The sequence below is a fragment of the Pseudacidovorax sp. RU35E genome (assembly GCF_900156165.1).
Classification (GTDB): Bacteria; Pseudomonadota; Gammaproteobacteria; order Burkholderiales; family Burkholderiaceae_C; genus Xenophilus.
This window is the reverse complement of the sequence record NZ_FTMY01000003.1, coordinates 98,494-117,986: the sequence shown is the minus strand read 5'-3', so window position 1 is coordinate 117,986 and position 19,493 is coordinate 98,494. Positions and strand designations below refer to the sequence as shown.

Below are 19,493 nucleotides of genomic sequence, written 5' to 3'. Positions count from 1 at the left end.
ATGCAGAGACAACAACGACTCCTCCAGACTCTGACGCTCGCCGCCCTGGGCGGCCTGGCCGCCGCGCCGGCGCTCGCCCAGCAGGCGGGCGACTGGGTGCTGGGCGCCGGCTGGCTCCATTTCTCCCCGCGTGATTCCAGCAAGCCCCTGACCGTGACCTCGCCCGTTCCGAGCGTGGTGCCGGGCTCCGGCGCGGGTGTCAGCAGTGCCGACACCCTGGGTCTGAGCGCGGTGTACTTCGTCGACCCCAACTGGGCCGTGGAGGGCGTGTTCGGCGTGCCTCCGAAGTTCAAACTGAATGGCGAAGGCACGCTGGCCCGCGTCGGCCAACTGGGCGAGGCCCGGCAGTGGAGCCCGACCATCCTCGGCAAGTACTACTTCGGCAACGGCAACGACGCCTTCCGTCCCTTCGTGGGCGTGGGCGGCACCTACGTCTGGTACAGCGACGTGAGCCTCACGTCCGGGCTGCAGGGCGCGGTGGGTGGGCTGGCCGGGCGCCCGCCGCTCAGCACCGTGACCTCCGCCAAGCTCGACAGCTCCTTCGCGCCGGTGTTCAACGTGGGCGCGGCCTGGCAGTTCGACCGCCACTGGGGCGTGTCGCTGTCGGTGTCGTACATCCCGCTCAAGACCAAGGCGACGCTGACCACCACCACGGCGACCGGTCTGCCGCTGCTCACCAGCGAGGCACGGCTCAAGCTGAACCCGGTGGTGACCTACCTCTCGGCCACCTACCGCTTCTGAGCGGCTCAGACGGGCGCCGCCGTGGCGTCCGCGGCCAGCCGGTGCGCCACCTGGCGCGCCGTGCCGAAGGCCAGCGTGAAACCCAGCGCGCCATGGCCGACGTTGAAGAGCACGTTGGCCGGCGCGCGCCCGGCACGGCCCACCAGCGGAAGTCCGCTGGGCGTGGCCGGCCGCAGGCCGGCCCAGGGCTGGGGATCGGCGCCTTCCACTGCAGCATGCGGAAACACCGCCTGCGTGGCGGCCTGCAGCGTGGCGATGCGCGCGGGTGGAATGCGCAGGTCTTCACCCACCAGCTCGGCCATGCCTGCGACGCGCAGGCGCTGCCCGATGCGCGCGAACACCGTCTTGCGTGTCGTGTCGGTCACGCTCACCACCGGCGCTGCACCGGGCGTGTCATGCACCGGCAGCGTGATGCTGTAACCCTTGAGGGGGTAGACCGGCAGGTAGGCGCCCAGCATGCGGCCGAAGCGCGCCGCGGCGGCGCCCACGGCGACCACGAAGACATCGGCTGGGATGGCGCCCTGCTCGCGTGTGCGCACCGCCTGCAGGCGGCCGCGCGAGATATCGAAGCCCTGTGCCTCGGCCCGGACGAACTGCGCTCCGCGTGCCTGCAGCGCCTGTGCCACGGCCTGGCAGACCTTCAGGCAGTCGGCCACGCATTCGCTGGCGGTGTGGACGGCCCCGGCGAAATGACTGTGATAGCCGGCGAGGGCGGGTTCCAGCGCAACCGCCTCGTCGGGTGTCACCACGCGCTGCGCCGCACCGCCCAGCGATTGCTGCAGGGCCACCTGCCGGCGTGCCGCCTCCACCCCCGAAGCGCTGCCATAGAGCACCAGCTTGCCGGCCTCGGCATAGTCGCAGTCGGGCTGCACGTCTGCACGCATCGCCTCGAAGCCCTCCCGGCTCGCCGCGGCCAGCTGCAGCAGGGCCTGCGTGGTGCGCGCTGCACTGCGGTCGTTGCACGCGGCCATGAAGCCCAGTCCCCAGCGCCATTGCAAGGGGTCCAGCTGCGGGCGCAGCTTGAGCGGCGAATCGGCCGAGAACATCAGATACGGCAGCTGGCCCCAGATGGAAGCGTCGGCCAGCGGCGCCACGTAGGAATAGCTCAGCTGCGCGCCATTGCCGCTGCTGGTGCCGCTGCCGGGCGCGGCGCGGTCCACCACCGTCACGGTGTGGCCCTGGGCCTGCAGTTCCCAGGCGGTGGCCAGGCCGACGATGCCGGCGCCGAGGATGCAGATGCGCATGACGTGGGGTAGGGCGTGAGGGGTTTGGAGATCCGGCAGGCCAGCCTGCCAGGGTTATCCCGCACTCTACGGAGGCGGCCTTCGCCCGGCCAATGCCAAAGCCATTCACGGCCATGCCGCGACCTCATGGGCCCGAGCGGCTGCCCATAAGCTTTGGACATGGACGGCCGCGAAAAAACCATGTGCACCGCAGGCAGGGTGCGGCCACACTGGCCGGCGCCTTGCTTGGGTCTCTGCCGAGTCCGTCTTCTTCCGTCGTGCTCGCTTCCTTCACACGCATCTTCGACAGAAAGGTTTCCATGAAGCTCTCCCCCCTCATGACCGCGGCCCTGCTGGGCATCGCCGGCCTGCAGGCCGCCCAGGCCCAGGGCCAGGACACGCTGGCCAAGATCGAGAAGGACAACAAGATCACCCTGGCCTACCGCGAGTCGTCGGTGCCCTTCAGCTACCTGGAAGCACCGGGCAAGCCCATCGGCTTCGCCGTGGACCTGAGCAATGCCGTGGTGGCCGAGGTCAAGAAGCAGCTCAACAAGCCCAATCTGGAGGTGGCGCTGATGCCCGTCACCTCGGCCAATCGCATCCCGCTGCTGACCAACGGCACCATCGACCTGGAGTGCGGCTCCACCACCAACAACACCGCCCGCGGCAAGGACGTGGCCTTCGCCATCAACCACTTCTACACCGGCACCCGCGCGCTGGTGAAGAAGAGCTCCAACATCAAGGACTGGGCCGATCTCAAGGGCAAGAAGGTGGCCATCACCACCGGCACCACCAACATGCTCGTCGTGCGCAGGTACAACGAGGAAAAGAAGCTGGACTTGGACATCATCGGCACCAAGGACCATGCCGATGCGCTGCTGCTGGTCGAAGGCGACCGCGCTGCCGCCTTCCCGATGGACGACATCCTGCTCTACGGCCTGAAGGCCAACGCCAAGGACCCGGCCAGCCTGGACGTGGTGGCCGAGGCGCTGCAGGTGGAGCCCTATGCCTGCATGCTGCGCAAGGACGATCCCAAGTTCAAGGCCCTGGTGGATGGGGTCTTCACCGGCCTCATGAAGTCGGGCGAGTTCGAGAAGATGTACGCCAAGTGGTTCATGGGCCCGATCCCGCCGAAGAACCAGGCGATCGGGCTGCCGATGAGCAAGGAATTGAAAGAAAACCTCAGGGCGCTCAGCGACAAGCCGAGTACCTGACTCGCCCCCAGGCTGCGCGGCACGTAGTGCCGCTTCGCCAGCCCCCTACCGGGGGCGCACCCACCGGCCCGGCATAGCCGGTTCCGCGGGTGCACTGGCATGGCCTGCTTCGCGGCCGCTTGTGCAGTCTTGGGGTCGAGGTTGCCGGCGAGCGGATGATCCTGCGATCGGTACCTGCCAATTGAAAGAGCCTCCCACGGGAGGCTCTTTGCATGGGTCGGAGGGTGGGTCGGCTCAGCGCTTCTTGTGCGCGTCCATGCCTTGGGCCAGCAGCTGGCGGGCCTGCTCGACGTTCTCGGTGACGCGCTGGCGCACGATCTCGAAGGCTTCGGTCTGGGACTTGGCGGTCAGCTCGGCCAGCTCGCGGATGTCTTCCAGCGCCTGCTGGAAGCCGGCGCGGCCCATGCTGTCGATCTTGCCCAGCTGGCCCTTCATGTCCTGGCCGGGCATTGCCTGCAGCGTGTCGCGCCACTGCTCGATGGACTGCTTGAGCATCTCGGTCTGGCGCTGCACCACGGTCTGCAGGCCTTCGCGCGCCATCGAGCTGGCCTTGACCATCGCCTCCATGTCCTTGCGGCTGTTCTCCAGCAGCAGGGCGGCGGTGCCGGTCACGTCCATGCCCTGCATGCGCTGGGCCATCTCCTGCAGCGACCTGGTGGCCGCCTCCTGCATGCCGGCCAGTGCCGCCATCGGGTCGGGCAGGGGGCCGGCACCGCCGGTGGATGTGGACGAGGAGGTCTTGCGGGTGGCCATCGGGCGTCTCTCCAGGGTGTTGCGAAGAGCGGCCACGATAACCGCAGCCGCCGCCCGCGCAAAGCCCGGCGCCGGGCGCTCAGCGCGCCGGGGGCGTGGGTGTGACGGCGGTCGCGGGCAGGTCGGGCAGCTCGATCTTGACCTCGAGCACCTCCAGGGCGTCCTGCTTCTCCAGGTTCACCTTGATGTCCTCGGCCTTGATCGACACGTACTTGGAGATCACCGCCAGCAGCTCGCGCTGCAGCTGCGGCAGATAGTCGGGCCGGCGCGCGTTCAGACCGCGCTCGTGGGCCAGGATGATCTGCAGCCGCTCCTTGGCGACGGCCGCCGACTTCTTCTTCTCGCCCAGCAGGAAGGAGAGGAAGGACATGCCCCTTACCTCCCGAAGATGCGCTTGAAGAAGCCGGGCTTGGCCGCTTCGGTGAACCGCATGGGCCGCTCTTCGCCGAGGAAGCGCGCCACCACGTCCAGGTAGGCCTGGGCCACGTCGCTTTCCTTGTCGTGCACCGCCGGGATGCCCTGGTTGGAGGCCTGCAGCACCGACTCCGACTCCGGGATCACGCCGATCAGCGGAATGCGCAGGATGTCCTGGATGTCCTCCAGCGACAGCATCTGGCCGTCGGCCACGCGGGTGGGGTTGTAGCGGGTGATCAGCAGGTGTTCCTTGATCGGCGTGGCGCCGTCCTTGGCCCGCTTGGTCTTGGAGCTGAGCATGCCCAGGATGCGGTCGGAGTCGCGCACCGAGGACACCTCGGGGTTGGTCACCACCAGCGCCTCGTCGGCGAAGTGCATGGCCATCAGCGCGCCCGTCTCGATGCCGGCGGGCGAGTCGCAGACGATGTAGTCGAAGTCCATCGTCTTGAGCTCTTCGAGCACGCGGCCCACGCCGTCCTGCGTCAGCGCTTCCTTGTCGCGGGTCTGCGAGGCAGCCAGCACGAACAGGTTGTCGCACAGCTTGTCCTTGATCAGGGCCTGCGTCAGGTTGGCCTCGCCCTGGATCACATTGACGAAGTCGTACACCACGCGGCGCTCGCAGCCCATGATCAGGTCCAGGTTGCGCAGGCCCACGTCGAAGTCGATCACGGCCGTCTTCTTGCCCGCCAGGGCCAGGCCCGATGCGAAGCTCGCGCTGGAGGTCGTCTTGCCGACGCCGCCCTTGCCCGAGGTCACCACCACGATCTTGGTCATTTGCCTGAATCCTTCTTTGACTGTTTCGCGCCGCTTGTTGCGCTTGGGAATGGGGGGTTTTTTGCGGGGAGCCATCAGCCGGTGATGGCTTCCAGCAGAAGCTTGTCGTCCTGCAGGCGGATCTGTGCGGGCTTGCCTGCCACATCCGCGGGCAGTGCCACTTCGGAGGTGCGGTACACGCCAGCCACGGCCACCAGCTGCGCCTCGAGGCAGGTGGTGAAGATGCGCGCGCCGGTGTCGCCACGTGCGCCGGCGATGGCCTTGCCGCGCAGCGGTGCGTACACGTGCACGTTGCCGTCGGCGATCACCTCGGCGCCGAAGCTCACCAGGCCGGTGACGATCACGTCGCCACCGCGGGCGTAGACCTGCTGGCCCGAGCGCAGCGGCCGGTCGATGAGCAGCGTGCCGCCCTGCGGCACCGGCACCTCGCGCACGATCTGCGGCGCGGGGCTGGGCGGCTCGGGCGGCCGGGCGGGGGCGGGGCCGGGCAGGGCGGCGATGGCCAGGCCTGCGGCGCGCGCGGCCTGGGCATGGCGGGCATCGGCGCCGCGCACGGCCACGGGCTGGGTCTGATGCCGCGCGAGGATGGCGCGCAGCTTCTTGAAATCGATGGGGGCGGCGACCTCTTCGTCGGGCAGCTGGGAGAGGTCGATCACCACCGGTTCCTGCTCGAAGAAATCGGGCGAATCGGCCAGTTGCGCGTCGAGCGCGGCCGTGAGCACGGCCAGGTCGGCGGTCTTGAGGATCACCGCCACCAGGGGCAGCGTGGCACTCTTGAATTCGAAAACCGCGCGTGCGCGTGCGGCGGAGGCATCGGCCATCGAGGGACGGTGGAGAGAAAAAGACGGTGAATGAAAAAAGGTTTCACCAGAACGGCGAAACCTTCGAAGTCTAACGGCGCGGCACCGTCGGTCGGCACCGCGCGGGGGCCTCAATGTGACCGGGCGTTTGCACTTCGGCCCAGCAGGGCCCACAGCAGCAGCGCGCCGAAGGTGGCGGTGCCGATGCCGCCCAGCGCGAACTGGCCGAACTTGAGCGTGAAGTCGCCCGTGCCCAGGATCAGCGTGATGGCGGCCACGATCAGGTTGCGGTTGTCCGAGAAGTCCACCCGGTTGTCGACCCAGATCTTGGCGCCGGCCACGGCGATCAGGCCGAACACCACGATCGACACACCGCCCATCACCGGCAGCGGAATGGCCTGGATCAGCGCGCCGAACTTGGGGCTGAAGCCCAGCACCAGCGCGATCACGGCCGCCACCACGAACACGGCCGTGGAGTAGATGCGCGTGGCGGCCATCACGCCGATGTTCTCGGCATAGGTGGTCACGCCCGTGCCGCCTGCCGCGCCGCTGACCATGGTGGCCAGGCCGTCGCCCATGAAGGCGCGGCCGATCAGCGGGTCGAGATTGCGGCCAGTCATGGCCGTGACGGCCTTGAGGTGGCCCAGGTTCTCGGCCACCAGGATGATGGCCACAGGCGCGATCAGCAGCATGGCACTGGCCTCGAAGCGCGGCTCGGTGAAAGCCGGCATGCCCAGCCACGCGGCGGCGGCCACGCTCGACAGGTCCAGCGGCTTGCCCAGGCCCAGACCGTTGGTCAGCACGGCATAGACCACGCTGGCCAGCAATAGCCCGGCCAGGATCAGCAGGCGCTGCAGCATGCCGCGCGCGAACACCGCCACCAGCCCGACGCACAGGAAGGTCATGGCCTGCATCCAGCTGTCGAAGTTGCCGGCCGCCATGTTCTTGATCGGCACGCTCGCCAGGTTGAGGCCGATCACGGCCACCACCGCGCCGGTGACCACCGGCGGCATGAAGCGCTCGATCCAGCCGGTGCCGATGGCCTGTACCAGCAGGCCGATGCCGAAGTACACCAGCCCGCAGACGATGATGCCGCCCAGCGCCACCGGCAGGTTGGCATTGGGCCCCTGGCCGCCGTAGCCGGTGGCCGCGATCACCACGCCGATGAAGGCGAAGCTCGAGCCCAGGTAGCTGGGCACGCGCCCACCCGTGAGCAGGTAGAACATCAGCGTGCCCAGGCCGCTCATCAGGATGGCGACGTTGGGGTTGAAGCCCATCAGGATGGGCGCCAGCACCGTGGCGCCGAACATGGCGATCACGTGCTGCACGCCCATGGCGCCGGTCTGCGGCCAGGACAGGCGCTCATCGGGCGCGACGACGGTGTTGCCCGTCATCGCGACTTCGCGCCATTGGAAAAGGCTCATGGGTTTCTCCTCGGAGTGTTTGTTGTTCGTTGTTTGGCCGGGGCGCGGCGACGGCCGCTCAGCGCGGCTGCAGCACCGCCATGGTCAGGCGCGAGACGCAGGTCAGTTCGCCCTCGTCGTTGCGCAATTCGATCTGCCACACGTGGGTGCTGCGGCCCCGGTGCACCGGCCGGGCGGTGCCGGTGACCCAGCCCTTGGACGCGGCGCGCAGGTGGTTGGCGTTGACGTCCAGCCCGACCGTGCGTTCGCCTTCGGGCACCGAATAGTGCGCGCCGCAGGAGCCCAGCGTCTCGGCCAGCACCACCGACACGCCGCCATGCAGGATGCCGTAGGGCTGGATGGTGCGGGCGTCCACCGGCACGCGGCCGACGATGTAGTCGTCGCCGATCTCCACGAACTCCAGGCCGATGTGGCCGCCCACGGTGCCCACATGGCTGCGGGTGAGTTCCTCGATCGAGATGGGTTTCTGCCAGATGCGCATGCGATGTCTCCGTCGGCGTGGTCGGGTGGATGAACGAGCCGGGCACTATAGCCAGCGCACCGCGACGGTGCAGTCGCCCGTGAGCAGGCGGCCTGGGCGGGGTCCTGGATCGATGCCGGTGGCGGACGCGACGCTGTTCCTACCCGATTCGCGGCGCGGTCCCACAGTCTGCGCACGCCAACGCGCTAGGCTTGTCCGCCAGCCCGCAATGCGGGTTCTCTACACCCCATGGAACGAGGAGCCCCCATGAGCCAGGACGACAAGAACACCCCCGCCGACGCCTTCCGCTTTCCCACCGCGGACAACCCGCAGGCGGCAGAGAAGGTGGCGGCTCCCGAGAAGCGGGAGCCCGACGAGGCGGCCCTCGACGAGGGCATCGAACAGTCCTTCCCTGCCAGCGATCCGGTGTCTGTGACGGTGAGCCCGCCACCGCGCAAGCGCGAGGAGCATGCACGACGCCCGGTGAAGGGCCTGGTCGTGTCCAAGTCCTTCGCCCTGATCGCCTCGGCCGCCATCGCCGGCCTGGCCATCGCCGCCATCAGCCGGCCCGTGGTGCGGCGGCGGCTGCACTGGCGCTGAGCCTGCGTTACTTGGCCGGCGCGGGCGGGATGTTCAGCCCGCGCGCCACGGCTGGGCGCGCCACGAAGGCATCCAGCACACGCTGCACCTGCGCGAAGTCGCCGAAGCCGACCAGTTCGCGCGCCTCGTAGAAGCCCACCAGATTGCGCACCCACGGAAAGATCGCGATGTCGGCGATCGAATAGTCGCTGCCCAGCACCCAGTCCTTGTCGGTGAGATGCTTGTCCAGCACCGCGAGCAGGCGCTTGGATTCGGCGACATAGCGGTCGCGCGGGCGCTTGTCGTCGTAGTCCTTGCCGGCGAACCTGTGGAAGAAGCCGAGCTGGCCAAACATGGGCCCGATGCCACCCATCTGGAACATCAGCCACTGAAGCGCGTGATAGCGGCCTGCCGCGTCCTTGGGAATGAACTGGCCGGTCTTGTCGGCAAGGTAGACCAGGATGGCGCCAGACTCGAAGAGCGCCAGCGGCTGGCCGTCCGGCCCGTTCGGGTCCAGGATCGCCGGGATCTTGTTGTTCGGGTTGAGTGACAGGAACTCGGGCGAGGTCTGGTCGTTGGCGCCGAAGTCCACGCGGTGCACCTCGTAGGGCAGGCCGCATTCCTCCAGCATGATCGACGCCTTCACGCCATTGGGCGTGGGCAGCGAATACAGCTGCAGCCGGTCCGGGTGCGCGGCCGGCCACTTGCGGGTGATGGGGAAGGCGGAGAGGTCGGGAGTGGTCATCGCCAATAGCGGCTGCAAGGCCGTCGGACAGGTTGAGGCGGGCCAGCATGCCAGAGGCGCGCATCGTGTGCAGCGACACCGCCGTTTGCCCCACGCGAGCACATGTGGACGCGTGCCCGCAACCCGCCGCATGGCGAGGTCATTTCATGCAACTTAAGATGTTGCATGACTTCCAGCAGCCAGCTGTCCGACGTGCTCCACGTCCTGTTGCACATGGCCGAGATCGACGGTCCTTCCACCTCAGAGGCGCTTGCCGCCGCCATGGGCAGCCACCCGGTCGTGCTGCGCCGGCTCATGGGGGGCCTGCGGCAGTCAGGAATGGTGGAGTCGGCCAAGGGACATGGCGGCGGTTGGGTGCTGTGCTGCCCGCTGGCCCGCATCACGCTGCGTGACGTCCACGAAGCGCTGGGCGCGCCCGCGCTGGTATCCCTCGGTTTCCGTGAGACGCACCCCGCCTGCCTGGTGGCCCAGGTCGTCAACGACTCCCTCGGCGCGGCCGTGCAGGACGCCGAGGCCCGTCTGCTGCGCAGCCTGGACGGCGTGACCCTCGCCACCTTGTCCGAGGCCTTCCATCAACGCCGGCTTGCCCAGGGCCACGCGCCCCACCGGCTCCATGAACACCACACGCCATGACCATTGCAACGGCTTCTGTGTCCGATCGCGCTCCCCTCGACATCGACTTCGCCGTCATCGGCGGCAGCTACGCCGGCATGTCGGCGGCCTTGCAGCTGGTCCGCGCGCGCCGGCGTGTACTGGTGGTGGACGCCGGGCAGCGCCGCAACCGCTGCGTCGACGAGGCTGGCGGCACCGCCCATGGGTTCCTGGGTCAGGACCATCGGCCGCCTGGACAGATCGCGGCCGACGCCCGGGCGCAGCTGATGCGCTACCCCGGCGTGCAGTGGCTGGCCGGCACTGCCGAGGACGCACAGGTGCAGCCCGATGGACGCCTTGGCTTCCGGGTCGAGGGTCGATCCATCGTCGCGCGGCGGCTGGTGCTGGCCACCGGCGTGCGCGACACGCTGCCGCCGGTGCCGGGCTTGTCCGAGCGCTGGGGACGCAGCGTCTTCCACTGCCCTTACTGCCACGGCTATGAGATGGATGGCGGGCCGGTGGGCGTGATCGGCGCGGCGCCAACGGCTCAGCACCAGGGCTGGATGCTCCCGGACTGGGGCGACACCACGCTCTTCCTCAACGACGCCTACGCGCCCACCGACGAGGAGCGCGCCCAACTCGCGCAACGCGGCACTCGCATCGAAGCGGTCCCCATCGATCGCATCGAGGGAGAGGCCGACGTCGTGCTGCGTGACGGCCGCCGCATTGCCATGAAGGGCCTGTTCACGCAGCCTCGCACGCAGCTCGCAAGCCCGGTGGCAGCGCAGCTGGGCTGCGCCATGGCCGACGGACCCATGGGCCCGCACATCCAGGTCGATGCGGTGCAGCAGACCAGCGTGGCGAACGTCTTCGCCTGCGGTGATGCAGCCCGGGCCGCCGGAAACGTGACGCTGGCAGTGGCCGATGGTGCGATGGCCGCCATGGCGGCGCATCGCGCGTCGATGCTGGACGCCCGCGCCTGAAGCGCGTCGTCTACACGCCCAGCCGCTGTGCCAGCGCGTCGGGCTGGGCCAGCAGCTCGGCCGAGGCGCCGGCCAGCACGATGCGGCCCTTCTCCATCACCACGGCCTGGTCGGTGTGGTGCAGCACCTTGTGCCAGTCGCGGTCCACGATCAGCGTGGCGATGCCGCTGGCGCGGATCTCGGCGATCACGCGCCAGATCTCGGCCACGATCAGCGGCGCCAGGCCCTCGGTGGCCTCGTCCAGGATCATGAGGCGCGGGTTGGTCATGAGCGCCCGGCCGATGGAGAGCATCTGCTGCTCGCCGCCCGACAGCTGCTGGCCGCCGTGCGACAGCCGCTCCGACAGCCGGGGGAAGGTGGCCATCACCCGCTCGAAGGTCCAGGCGCGGCTGCCGTCGATGCCGGGACGCGCGGCCATCACCAGGTTCTCGCGCACCGACAGGTTGGGGAAGATGCCGCGGCCTTCGGGCACGTAGCCGATGCCCAGCCGCGCCATCTTCTCGGGCGCCCAGCCGGTCACGTCGCGGCCATCGGCCAGCACCTGGCCGGAGGCGGGACGCACATAGCCCATCAGGCTGCGGATCAGCGTGGTCTTGCCCATGCCGTTGCGGCCCAGCAGGCCCACGGCGCAGGCGGCGGGCACTTGCGCATCGACGCCGCGCAGGATGTGGCTGTCGCCGTAGTAGGTGTTGAGGTCGCGGATGGAGAGCATGGCGGGCTTCACTTCAATGCTCGTCGCCGAGATAGGCGGCGCGCACATCGGGATTGGTGCGGATGGCCTCGGGCGTGCCGGTGGCGATGACGGCGCCGTTGACCATCACCGTGATGCGGTCGGCCACGCGGAAGACGGCGTCCATGTCGTGCTCCACCAGCAGGATGGCGTGGCGCGTCTTGAGCCGCTGCAGCAGCGCGAGCATCCGGTCGGTCTCTTCGGCGCCCATGCCGGCCAGCGGCTCGTCCAGCAGCAGCACGCGCGGACGCGTGGCCAGGCACATGGCGACTTCGAGCTGGCGCTTGGCGCCGTGGCTCAGCGTGCCGGCGATGCGGTGCGCCTCGGCAGCCAGGCCCGCGGCCTCCAGCGCCTCGTGCGCGGCGGCATTGCTGGCCTGGCAGCGGGCCGACGATTCCCAGAAAGCCCAGGCGCGCGGCGTCGCGGCCTGCGCGGCCAGGCGGCAGTTCTCCAGCACGGTGAACTCGCCGAAGATGGTGGTGCGCTGGTAGCTGCGGCCCACGCCGCCCAGCGCGCGGCGCGGCTGGGGCAGGGCGGTGATGTCGCGGCCGTCGAGTGCGATGCGCCCGGCCGAGGCCTCGATCTCGCCCGAGAGCATGTTGATCAGCGTCGACTTGCCGGCGCCGTTGGTGCCGATCACCGCATGCACCTCGCCGACGTGCAGGTCGAGCGACACCTCGCTCACGGCCACCAGTCCGCCGAAGCGGCGCGTCAGGCCCTGCACACCGAGCAGGGCCGCGGTCGATGCGACGGCGTTCATCGTGCGCCTCCCTTGCTGGCGCCCATCGGCGACAGCCGCTCGCGCAGACCGATCAGGCCCTTGGGCAGCAGCGCCACGAAGACGATGATCACAAGCCCCAGGCTCAGCTGCCAGTGGTCGGCCAGCGGGCCCACCAGGCCGTGGGTGGACAGCACTTCCTTGAGCAGCGTGAAGGCCACGGCGCCGAGCACCGCGCCGCGCAGGTGGCCCAGACCGCCCAGGATGATCATCAGCAGCACCTCGCCGGAGTTGTGCCAGGCCATCAGCTCGGGGTTGACCACGCCGTCGCGTGCCGCCACCAGAAAGCCCGCCAGCCCGGCCAGCGCGCCCGCGATGACGAAGGCCGCCAGCTTGTAGGCATAGGTCGGAAAGCCCACCGCCCGCATGCGCTGCTCGCTCACCCGGATGCCCGCCAGCGCGGCGCCGAAGCGCGAGCGGCGGATCAGGGCCAGCAGGCCGTAGGTGCCCGCCAGCGCCGCCAGCACCACGTAGAACAGCACCAGGCGGTTCTCCATGTCCAGCGCGCCGATGGCGGGGCGGATGTAGAGGTAGATGCCGTCGCTGCCGCCGCCCACCGGCGTGTCGTGGAAGACGAAGAAGGCCATCTGCGCGAAGGCCAGCGTGACCATGATGAAGTACACGCCCTTGGTGCGCAGGCTCAGGGCGCCCACCACCAGCGCATAGAGCGCGGCGCCGCCCATGGCGAGCACCAGCAGCACCAGCAGGTTGCCGCCGTCCTTGCCCGAGGCCAGCACGGTGATGTACGCGCCGATGCCGTAGAAGGCCGCATGGCCCAGGCTCACCAGCCCGGTCATGCCCACCAGCAGTTCGAGGCTGAGCGCGAAGATGGCGAGGATCATCACCTTGACCACCAGGTCGGCCGCGTAGCCGCCCAGCAGCGGCCCGGCGACGGCCAGCAGCACCGCCACGCCCAGCGGCAGCCAGGCGCCGCGGGGCAGGCCGCCGGTGTGGGTCGGGATGGGGGAGGGCACGGGCGGGGTCATCGCGGAAGAGGTGGTCGTGTTCATGCGCGCTTGCCCATCAGCCCTTCGGGGCGCCAGATGAGGATGACGGCCATCAGCAGGTAGATGCCGATGCCGCTCAGCTCGGCGAAGAAGACCTTGCCGAAGGTATCGACGAAGCCCACCAGCAGCGAGGCCACGAGCGCCCCCGTGATGGAGCCGATGCCGCCGATCACCACCACCACGAAGCAGATGATCAGCACGCTGGCACCCATGTTGGGATAGACCGAGGACATGGGCGCCGCGATCATGCCGGCCAGCGCCGCCAGCGCCACGCCAGCCGCGAAGACGATGCGATAGAGCTTGCGGATGTCGATGCCCAGGCCGCGCACCATGTCGCGGTTGCTGGCGCCGGCGCGGATCATCATGCCCAGCCGGGTGCGGTTGACCACCGCATACATGGCCACCGCCAGCACGATGCAGGCCACGGACGCGAAAACGCGGTACCAGGGGTAGCTCATCACATCGCCCAGCGCGAAGCTGCCCGCGAGCCAGCCCGGCAGCGGCACGCCGTGCACGTCGTTGCCGACCAGGATGGAGCGCAGTTCCTCGAACACCAGAATCAGGCCGTAGGTCATCAGCACCTGCTGCAGGTGGTCGCGCTGGTAGAGGTAGCTGAAGAAGGCCCATTCGAGCGCATAGCCCAGCGCCGCCGCCAGCACCACGCCGGCCACCAGCATCAGCAGGAAGCTGTCGCCGAACACCGGCGCCAGCGAGAAGGCCATGTAGGCGCCGATCATGTAGAAGCTGCCGTGCGCCAGGTTGATGACGCCCATGATCCCGAAGATCAGCGTCAGCCCCGAGGCGAGCAGGAACAGCAGCAGCCCGTACTGCACCGAGTTCAGGCATTGGACGAGGAAGGTCGAGAGATCCAAGGTCGGCCTCGCGGGCAAAGAAAAGTGGAGAAAGCGCTGGCTACAGAGAAGGCAGGGCGCAGATCAATCAGAAGGCCGCGGAGCAGGCCAAGCCAGCAACCGCCGCGGAACCGGCTTCGCCGGGCCGCGGGCGGTGCCCCCGCGAGGGGGTTGCAGAAGCGGACGCAGTCCGCGCAGGCTGGGGGCGATCCCCTTACATCCTGCAGCCGCGGCCCGGGTCGGCCAGACCCTTGATCGCCACGTTCACCAGCTTGTTCTCCTTGCCCTCCACCTTGCGCAGATAGATGTCCTGCACCGGGTTGTGGGACTTGCCCACGGTGAAGGCGCCGCGCGGGCTGTCGATCTTCGCCTTCTCCACGGCGGCGGCGAACTCGGCCTTCTTGCTGGCGTCGCCCTTGGTGGCGGCCAGGCCCACGCCCAGCATCTGCGCGGCGTCATAACCCTGCACGGCGTACACGTCGGGCTGCAGCTTGAAGGTCTTGGCGTAGGCGGTGCGGAAGGCGTTGTCCTTGGGCGTGTTCAGGCCGTCGGCATAGTGCAGCGTGGTCAGCATGCCGGCGGCGGCATCGCCCTGGGCGTCCAGCGTGCCGTCGGTCAGGAAGCCGGGGCCGTACAGCGGAATGCTCTTGTTCAGGCCGGCGGCCGCATAGTCCTTCACCAGCTTGACGGCGCCGCCGCCGGCCATGAAGGAATACACCGCGTCAGGCTTGGCCGCGGCGATCTCGGTCAGCAGGGCCTGGAACTCCACGTTGGGGAAGGGCAGCGTCAGCTGCTTGACCACCTTGCCGCCGCCCTTCTCGAAGCCTTCCTTGAAGCCGGCAGTGGATTCGTCACCGGCCGCGTACTTCCAGGTCAGGGTGATGGCGGTCTTCTTGCCTTCCTTTGCCGCGACCACGCCCATGGCGTAGGCAGGCTGCCAGTTGCTGAAGCTGCTGCGGAAGATGTTGGGCGCGCACATGGGGCCCGTGACCGCATCGGCACCGGCGTTGGGCACGATCAGGATGGTGCCGCTTTCCTTGGCGGCCTTGGCCATGGCCATGGCCACGCCCGAGTGCACGGTGCCGATGATCACGTCGACGTTGTCGCGCTTGATCAGCTTGTTGACGTTGTCGGTGGCCTTGGCGGGGTCGGACTCGTCGTCCACCTTGAAGAACTCGATCTCGCGGCCGCCGAGCTTGCCGCCCTGCTCGTCCACATAGAGCTTGAAGCCGTTCTCGATGGCCACGCCCAGCGCGCTGTAGGTGCCGCTGAAGGGCAGCATCAGGCCGACCTTGAGCTTGCCGGTGCCTTGGGCCGACGCGGCGGCGGCCAGGCCGGCCAGGGCGAAGGCGGCGAGGGTGTTGCGGGGGAAGCGGATGGGCATGCGTCTGTCTCCTGGATTGTCGTGAAATTACTTTACAACTAAAGTAATGCGGGCGGTTTCGGTGTTTACCTGGGCGCGGCGGCGGGGGCCCCGCGCAAGGAAGGCGCGAGCATGCGGCCTGTGGCCTCGATCACCTGCTCGGGTTGATCCCTATGGGGCGAGTGGCCGCAGCCGGGAATCGGCAGCAGCTGGGTGCCCGGCACGCGTGCCGCGATGCCCTCGATCTGCGCCAGCGTGCCGTATTCGTCGTCCAGGCCCTGGATGGCGAGCACCGGGCAGCGGATGCCTTCGAGCCCGTCCTCGATGTTCCAGGCGCGGAAGGCAGGCGCGAGCCAGATGTCGTTCCAGCCGCGGAAGGCCGAGTCCACATCGTCGTGGTAGCGGGCCAGGCGGGCGCGCAGGTCGGCATGGTCGTAGGCCTGGCGGGCGAGTTCGATGTTGTGCACCGTCACGTCTTCCACGAAGAGATGCGGCGCCAGCAGCACCAGGCCGGCAACCGCCTGCGGATGGCGGGCGGCGAAGAGCAGGGCGATGGAGCCGCCGTCGCTGTGACCGAAGAGCCACACGGGCATGTCGATGCCCAGGGCTGCGAGGAGGGCGGGCAGCACCTCGTGGGCCTGGCGGTGCATGAAGTCCACGTCCAGCGGCGCGTCGGCGGGCCGTGGCGTCGAGCGGCCATAGCCGGGGCGCGAATAGACCAGGCCGCGCACGCCGAGCGCCTGGCACAGGCGGTCCGGAAAGTCCTTCCACATCGCCACCGAGCCCAGGCCTTCGTGCAGGAAGACGACCAGGGGCGCGGTCTCGGCGCCGGGCGGGGTGATGAAGCGGTGCTCGATACGCATCGCGCGGCCGCGCCAGTCGATCTCGGCGAAGGCGCTGCCGCTCACGCCTGCTGCTCCCGCTCGCGCAGCCGGAAGCGCTGGATCTTGCCCGTGGCTGTCTTGGGCAGCTCGTCGATGAACTCGATCAGCCGGGGGTACTTGTAGGGCGCGAGCCGGTCCTTCACGAAGGCCTTGAGTTCGGCATCGGTGGCGGGCTGGCCGGGCTTGAGCACCACGTAGGCCTTGGTCTTGGTCAGGCCTTCCGCATCGGCCACGCCGATGACGGCGGCCTCCAGCACGGCGGGATGCTGCACCAGCGTGGCCTCGACCTCGAAGGGCGAGACATAGATGCCGCTGACCTTGAGCATGTCGTCGCTGCGGCCGGCATAGGTGTAGTAGCCCTCGGCATCGCGCACGTACTTGTCGCCGGACTTGGTCCAGCCGCCCAGGAAGGTGTCGCGCGTCTTCTCGCGGTTGCCCCAGTACATCAGCGCGCTGCTGGGCCCGCGGATGTACAGGTCGCCGACCTCGCCGTCGGCCACGGGCCGGCCGTCCTCGCCGCGCAGCTCCACCTCGTAGCCTTCGACCGGGCGGCCGGTGCTGCCGTAGCGCACGTCGCCCGGCCGGTTGGAGAGGAAGACGTGCAGCATCTCGGTGGAGCCGATGCCGTCGATGATGTCGCAGCCGAAGTGCGCCTTGAAGCGCTGGGCGATGTCCGCCGGCAGCGCCTCGCCGGCGGAGGAGCCCATGCGCAGCGCCACCTGGTCGCGGGCAGGCAAAGCGGGCGAGGCCAGCATGCCCGCATAGCCCGTCGGCGCGCCGAAGAAGACCGTGGGCTTGTGCTCGGCCTGCGTCCAGCGCTTGAAGGTGGCCTCGGGCGTGGGCCGTTCGGCCATCAGCACCACGCTGGCACCCACCGACAGCGGGAAGGTCAGCGCGTTGCCCAGGCCGTAGGCGAAGTAGAGCTTGGCGGCCGAGAAGCACACGTCCTGCTCGGTCAGCTGCAACACCGCCTTGCCGTAGAGCTCGGCCGTCCACCACAGGTTGCCGTGGGTGTGGACCGTGCCCTTGGGCTTGCCGGTGGAGCCGGAGGAATAGAGCCAGAAGCCCGGGTCGTCGGGCGTGGTGGGCGCGGGGGCGGGCCGTGGCTCGGCGGCGGCGATGGCGTCTTCCAGTGCCTGCATGCCGCGCGGCAAGGCGGCGGTGGGCTGGGCCACGATCACCGACTGCAGCTCGTGCGTGCCTTTCTCCATCGCGCTCTGCAGCACCGGCAGCAGCGCGCCGCCCACCAGCGCGGCCTGGGCGCGGCTGTGTTCGAGCATGTAGGCATAGTCGTCGGCCGTGAGCAGGGTGTTGACGGCCACCGGCACCACGCCGGCGTACAGGCTGCCCAGGAAGCACACGGGCCAGTCCTGGGTGTCGTGCATCAACAGCAGCACGCGTTCCTCGCGCCGCACACCTGCGGCGGTGAGGGCCGCCGCCAGGCGGCGGGCGCGGTCCTCCAGCTCGCCGTAGCTCAGAACGCCGCGGTCGTCGATGTAGGCGGCCTTGGCGGCGCGGCCGCGGTTGAGGGCGAACAGGTGTTCGGCGAAGTTGAAGCGGGCGGGCAGGCTCATCGTTGTCTCCTAGTCACTCCCTGGGGGCTCTTCTGTTTGTCAGGCGCCTGTCACGGCACCAGCGCGTCCAGCACCGCAGGGCTGGCCTGCACCGCCGCACGCCGGTGGTAGAAGTCCAGCGCCCGCAGTCCGCCCAGCTCGGCGCCGCCACCGGCGCGGCCCGGGCCGCCGTGCAGCGACATGGGCATCACGTTGCCGTGGCCGGTATGGGCCTGCGCCACCTCGGGCGTCACCGCATGCACTCGGCCGTGGCTGGCGGCCAGGGCGAGGGCGGCGCGGCCGATCTCGGCCGGGTCGCTGCCGTACACCGAGGCCACCAGCGAGCCCAGCCCGCGGTCGGCCAGGGCCAGCGCATGCGGCAGGTCGCGGTAGGGCAGCAGCGTGGCGACGGGGCCGAACACTTCCACGTCGTGCACCACGTCCGCACCATCGGCATCGCGGGCGCCCAGCAGCACGGGGCCGATGCAGGCGGCAACGGCCGGATCGCAATCCACCAGCGCGGCGCGGCGGCCGTCGTGCAGCACCTCGGCCGCGGCCTCCAGCTGCTGCAGGCCCTGTTGCACCGAGGCCAACTGCTCGCGGCTGACCAGCGAACCCATGCGGACCGACTCGTTGCGCGGATTGCCCACGCTGACCTTGGCCAGTTTGGCGGAGACGGCTTCGGCCACCGGCGCATACAGCGCCTCGGGCACCAGCACGCGGCGGATGGCGGTGCATTTCTGGCCGGACTTGACCGTCATCTCGCGCACCACCTCCTTGACCAGCAGATCGAACACCGCGTCGCCGGGCGCGTCGCCGGGCAGCAGCAGGGCGCTGTTCAGGCTGTCGGCCTCGATGTTGGCGCGCACCGAATGGCGGGCCACGGCCGCATGGCCGCGGATCAGAGCCGCGGTGTCGGCCGAGCCGGTGAAGGAGACGAGGTCGAAGGGCGTCAGCGCATCCATCAGCCCGGCCGAGCTGCCGCAGACCACGGACAGCGCCCCCGGTGGCAGCACGCCGGCCTCGATCACGTCGCGCACCATGCGCTGCGTGAGCCAGGCGGTGGCCGTGGCGGGCTTGACGATCACCGGCACGCCCGAGAGCAGGGCCGGCGCCGCCTTCTCCCACAGGCCCCAGGCGGGAAAGTTGAAGGCATTGATGAACAGGGCCACGCCCTGCACCGGCACCTGCACATGCTGTGACTGGAAGACCGGCTCGCGGCCCAGCCGCACCGGCTCGCCGTCCTTCAGGGCATGGGCGTCGCCGAGCGACTCGCCCCACTTGGCGTACTGGCCGAGCGTGAAGATGCCGCCGTCGATGTCCACCGCCGAGTCGTTCTTCACCGTGCCCGAATTGGCGGTGGCGATCTCGTAGTAGGCATCGCGGTTGGCCTGCAATACCTTGACGACGGCGGCCAGCAGGCCGGCGCGCTCGCGATAGCTCAAAGCCCGCAGCGCCGCGCCGCCGGTCTGGCGCGCGAAGGCGAAGGCGGCGGGCAGGTCCAGGCCGGTGGCATCGACGCGCACGAGTGCGGTGCCCAGCACCGGGTCGAAGAGCGGCGTGCCGGCGCCGGTGCCCGCCTGCCAGCGGCCGGCGACGTGGTTCTGGAGGAGTTCGGTGGTCATC

Annotated in this window: 21 protein-coding genes; 5 read left to right on the top strand and 16 right to left on the bottom strand. The window is 69.4% G+C overall.

Features of this window, described 5'->3' with window-relative positions; translation table 11 throughout:
- Positions 1-741 carry an OmpW/AlkL family protein gene (locus BXA03_RS06145; protein WP_076505123.1) on the top strand — a complete coding sequence of 247 codons (741 nt, stop codon included), beginning with the start codon at positions 1-3 and terminating at the stop codon, positions 739-741.
- A gap of 5 nt (positions 742-746) precedes the next feature.
- Here BXA03_RS06145 and BXA03_RS06140 read toward each other — a convergent pair whose 3' ends face one another.
- On the bottom strand, positions 747-1,985 hold the full coding sequence (locus tag BXA03_RS06140) for a D-amino acid dehydrogenase (protein WP_076505120.1): 1,239 nt from the start codon (positions 1,983-1,985) through the stop codon (positions 747-749).
- A gap of 299 nt (positions 1,986-2,284) precedes the next feature.
- On the opposite strand from BXA03_RS06140, the gene BXA03_RS06135 reads away from it, so the two are divergent.
- Positions 2,285-3,178 carry a transporter substrate-binding domain-containing protein gene (locus tag BXA03_RS06135; RefSeq protein WP_076505117.1) on the top strand — a complete coding sequence of 298 codons (894 nt, stop codon included), beginning with the start codon at positions 2,285-2,287 and terminating at the stop codon, positions 3,176-3,178.
- Positions 3,179-3,412: 234 nt separating this feature from the next.
- On the opposite strand, the gene phaP is transcribed toward BXA03_RS06135, so the two are convergent.
- The 6 genes from phaP to BXA03_RS06105 form a co-directional block, all read right to left on the bottom strand.
- Entirely contained in the window at positions 3,413-3,931 is a 519-nt protein-coding gene (gene phaP, locus BXA03_RS06130; protein WP_076505114.1) for a TIGR01841 family phasin, read from the bottom strand.
- Between the two features lie 79 nt (positions 3,932-4,010).
- Positions 4,011-4,301 carry a cell division topological specificity factor MinE gene (gene minE / locus BXA03_RS06125; protein WP_076505112.1) on the bottom strand — a complete coding sequence of 97 codons (291 nt, stop codon included), beginning with the start codon at positions 4,299-4,301 and terminating at the stop codon, positions 4,011-4,013.
- A 5-nt stretch (positions 4,302-4,306) separates the two neighbouring features.
- Positions 4,307-5,119 (bottom strand): septum site-determining protein MinD, encoded by an 813-nt coding sequence (gene minD / locus BXA03_RS06120; RefSeq protein ID WP_076505110.1) that lies wholly within the window; start codon positions 5,117-5,119, stop codon positions 4,307-4,309.
- Between the two features lie 74 nt (positions 5,120-5,193).
- A complete protein-coding gene (gene minC / locus BXA03_RS06115) occupies positions 5,194-5,940 on the bottom strand; it encodes a septum site-determining protein MinC (protein WP_076505108.1) in 747 nt (248 codons plus the stop codon).
- Between the two features lie 110 nt (positions 5,941-6,050).
- Positions 6,051-7,343, bottom strand: a complete 1,293-nt coding sequence (locus tag BXA03_RS06110; RefSeq protein ID WP_076505106.1) for a solute carrier family 23 protein — start codon at positions 7,341-7,343, stop codon at positions 6,051-6,053.
- 58 nt (positions 7,344-7,401) lie between these two features.
- A complete protein-coding gene (locus BXA03_RS06105) occupies positions 7,402-7,824 on the bottom strand; it encodes a PaaI family thioesterase (protein ID WP_076505104.1) in 423 nt (140 codons plus the stop codon).
- 246 nt (positions 7,825-8,070) lie between these two features.
- On the opposite strand from BXA03_RS06105, the gene BXA03_RS06100 reads away from it, so the two are divergent.
- Positions 8,071-8,403, top strand: coding sequence for a hypothetical protein (locus BXA03_RS06100; RefSeq protein WP_076505101.1), 333 nt, complete (start codon positions 8,071-8,073; stop codon positions 8,401-8,403).
- 7 nt (positions 8,404-8,410) lie between these two features.
- On the opposite strand, the gene BXA03_RS06095 is transcribed toward BXA03_RS06100, so the two are convergent.
- Positions 8,411-9,127 (bottom strand): glutathione S-transferase N-terminal domain-containing protein, encoded by a 717-nt coding sequence (locus BXA03_RS06095; RefSeq protein WP_076505099.1) that lies wholly within the window; start codon positions 9,125-9,127, stop codon positions 8,411-8,413.
- 165 nt (positions 9,128-9,292) lie between these two features.
- Between BXA03_RS06095 and BXA03_RS06090 the strand changes: the two genes are divergently transcribed.
- Positions 9,293-9,760 carry an Rrf2 family transcriptional regulator gene (locus BXA03_RS06090; RefSeq protein WP_076505097.1) on the top strand — a complete coding sequence of 156 codons (468 nt, stop codon included), beginning with the start codon at positions 9,293-9,295 and terminating at the stop codon, positions 9,758-9,760.
- Positions 9,757-10,701, top strand: coding sequence for an NAD(P)/FAD-dependent oxidoreductase (locus BXA03_RS06085; protein WP_076505095.1), 945 nt, complete (start codon positions 9,757-9,759; stop codon positions 10,699-10,701). The genes BXA03_RS06090 and BXA03_RS06085 overlap by 4 nt, the downstream gene beginning before the upstream one ends.
- 10 nt (positions 10,702-10,711) lie before the next feature.
- On the opposite strand, the gene BXA03_RS06080 is transcribed toward BXA03_RS06085, so the two are convergent.
- The 8 genes from BXA03_RS06080 to BXA03_RS06045 all read right to left on the bottom strand — a co-directional run bounded on the left by BXA03_RS06080 (position 10,712) and on the right by BXA03_RS06045 (position 19,492).
- A complete protein-coding gene (locus BXA03_RS06080; RefSeq protein ID WP_017757727.1) occupies positions 10,712-11,413 on the bottom strand; it encodes an ABC transporter ATP-binding protein in 702 nt (233 codons plus the stop codon).
- 13 nt (positions 11,414-11,426) lie between these two features.
- Positions 11,427-12,191: an ABC transporter ATP-binding protein gene (locus BXA03_RS06075; RefSeq protein WP_076505090.1), complete on the bottom strand. Its 765-nt coding sequence runs from the start codon at positions 12,189-12,191 to the stop codon at positions 11,427-11,429.
- The gene (locus tag BXA03_RS06070; RefSeq protein ID WP_083715912.1) at positions 12,188-13,219 is read right to left on the bottom strand and encodes a branched-chain amino acid ABC transporter permease; all 1,032 of its coding nucleotides are present in this window, start codon (positions 13,217-13,219) and stop codon (positions 12,188-12,190) included. Before BXA03_RS06070 ends, BXA03_RS06075 begins: the two co-directional genes overlap by 4 nt.
- Entirely contained in the window at positions 13,216-14,088 is an 873-nt protein-coding gene (locus tag BXA03_RS06065; RefSeq protein ID WP_076505087.1) for a branched-chain amino acid ABC transporter permease, read from the bottom strand. Before BXA03_RS06065 ends, BXA03_RS06070 begins: the two co-directional genes overlap by 4 nt.
- 193 nt (positions 14,089-14,281) lie before the next feature.
- Positions 14,282-15,451, bottom strand: coding sequence for an ABC transporter substrate-binding protein (locus BXA03_RS06060; RefSeq protein WP_076505082.1), 1,170 nt, complete (start codon positions 15,449-15,451; stop codon positions 14,282-14,284).
- A 65-nt stretch (positions 15,452-15,516) separates the two neighbouring features.
- Positions 15,517-16,293, bottom strand: a complete 777-nt coding sequence (locus tag BXA03_RS06055) for an alpha/beta fold hydrolase (protein ID WP_076505743.1) — start codon at positions 16,291-16,293, stop codon at positions 15,517-15,519.
- A gap of 41 nt (positions 16,294-16,334) precedes the next feature.
- Complete coding sequence (locus BXA03_RS06050; RefSeq protein WP_076505079.1) at positions 16,335-17,888, bottom strand: benzoate-CoA ligase family protein; 1,554 nt, start codon at positions 17,886-17,888, stop codon at positions 16,335-16,337.
- A 50-nt stretch (positions 17,889-17,938) separates the two neighbouring features.
- Positions 17,939-19,492 carry a 3,4-dehydroadipyl-CoA semialdehyde dehydrogenase gene (locus BXA03_RS06045; protein ID WP_076505076.1) on the bottom strand — a complete coding sequence of 518 codons (1,554 nt, stop codon included), beginning with the start codon at positions 19,490-19,492 and terminating at the stop codon, positions 17,939-17,941.
- Between the last annotated feature and the right edge of the window lies 1 nt (position 19,493).

Excerpts from the sequence above, each read along its gene's own strand:
- BXA03_RS06060 (WP_076505082.1), bottom strand. The coding sequence starts at position 15,451 with ATGCCCATCCGCTTCCCCCGCAACACCCTCGCCGCCTTCGCCCTGGCC.
- BXA03_RS06045 (WP_076505076.1), bottom strand. The coding sequence starts at position 19,492 with ATGACCACCGAACTCCTCCAGAACCACGTCGCCGGCCGCTGGCAGGCG.
- BXA03_RS06055 (WP_076505743.1), bottom strand. The coding sequence starts at position 16,293 with ATGCGTATCGAGCACCGCTTCATCACCCCGCCCGGCGCCGAGACCGCG.
- BXA03_RS06085 (WP_076505095.1), top strand. The coding sequence starts at position 9,757 with ATGACCATTGCAACGGCTTCTGTGTCCGATCGCGCTCCCCTCGACATC.
- BXA03_RS06050 (WP_076505079.1), bottom strand. The coding sequence starts at position 17,888 with ATGAGCCTGCCCGCCCGCTTCAACTTCGCCGAACACCTGTTCGCCCTC.
- minE (WP_076505112.1), bottom strand. The coding sequence starts at position 4,301 with ATGTCCTTCCTCTCCTTCCTGCTGGGCGAGAAGAAGAAGTCGGCGGCC.
- minD (WP_076505110.1), bottom strand. The coding sequence starts at position 5,119 with ATGACCAAGATCGTGGTGGTGACCTCGGGCAAGGGCGGCGTCGGCAAG.
- minC (WP_076505108.1), bottom strand. The coding sequence starts at position 5,940 with ATGGCCGATGCCTCCGCCGCACGCGCACGCGCGGTTTTCGAATTCAAG.
- BXA03_RS06070 (WP_083715912.1), bottom strand. The coding sequence starts at position 13,219 with ATGAACACGACCACCTCTTCCGCGATGACCCCGCCCGTGCCCTCCCCC.
- BXA03_RS06075 (WP_076505090.1), bottom strand. The coding sequence starts at position 12,191 with ATGAACGCCGTCGCATCGACCGCGGCCCTGCTCGGTGTGCAGGGCCTG.
- BXA03_RS06095 (WP_076505099.1), bottom strand. The coding sequence starts at position 9,127 with ATGACCACTCCCGACCTCTCCGCCTTCCCCATCACCCGCAAGTGGCCG.
- BXA03_RS06100 (WP_076505101.1), top strand. The coding sequence starts at position 8,071 with ATGAGCCAGGACGACAAGAACACCCCCGCCGACGCCTTCCGCTTTCCC.
- BXA03_RS06140 (WP_076505120.1), bottom strand. The coding sequence starts at position 1,985 with ATGCGCATCTGCATCCTCGGCGCCGGCATCGTCGGCCTGGCCACCGCC.
- phaP (WP_076505114.1), bottom strand. The coding sequence starts at position 3,931 with ATGGCCACCCGCAAGACCTCCTCGTCCACATCCACCGGCGGTGCCGGC.
- BXA03_RS06145 (WP_076505123.1), top strand. The coding sequence starts at position 1 with ATGCAGAGACAACAACGACTCCTCCAGACTCTGACGCTCGCCGCCCTG.
- BXA03_RS06090 (WP_076505097.1), top strand. The coding sequence starts at position 9,293 with ATGACTTCCAGCAGCCAGCTGTCCGACGTGCTCCACGTCCTGTTGCAC.
- BXA03_RS06110 (WP_076505106.1), bottom strand. The coding sequence starts at position 7,343 with ATGAGCCTTTTCCAATGGCGCGAAGTCGCGATGACGGGCAACACCGTC.
- BXA03_RS06080 (WP_017757727.1), bottom strand. The coding sequence starts at position 11,413 with ATGCTCTCCATCCGCGACCTCAACACCTACTACGGCGACAGCCACATC.
- BXA03_RS06135 (WP_076505117.1), top strand. The coding sequence starts at position 2,285 with ATGAAGCTCTCCCCCCTCATGACCGCGGCCCTGCTGGGCATCGCCGGC.
- BXA03_RS06105 (WP_076505104.1), bottom strand. The coding sequence starts at position 7,824 with ATGCGCATCTGGCAGAAACCCATCTCGATCGAGGAACTCACCCGCAGC.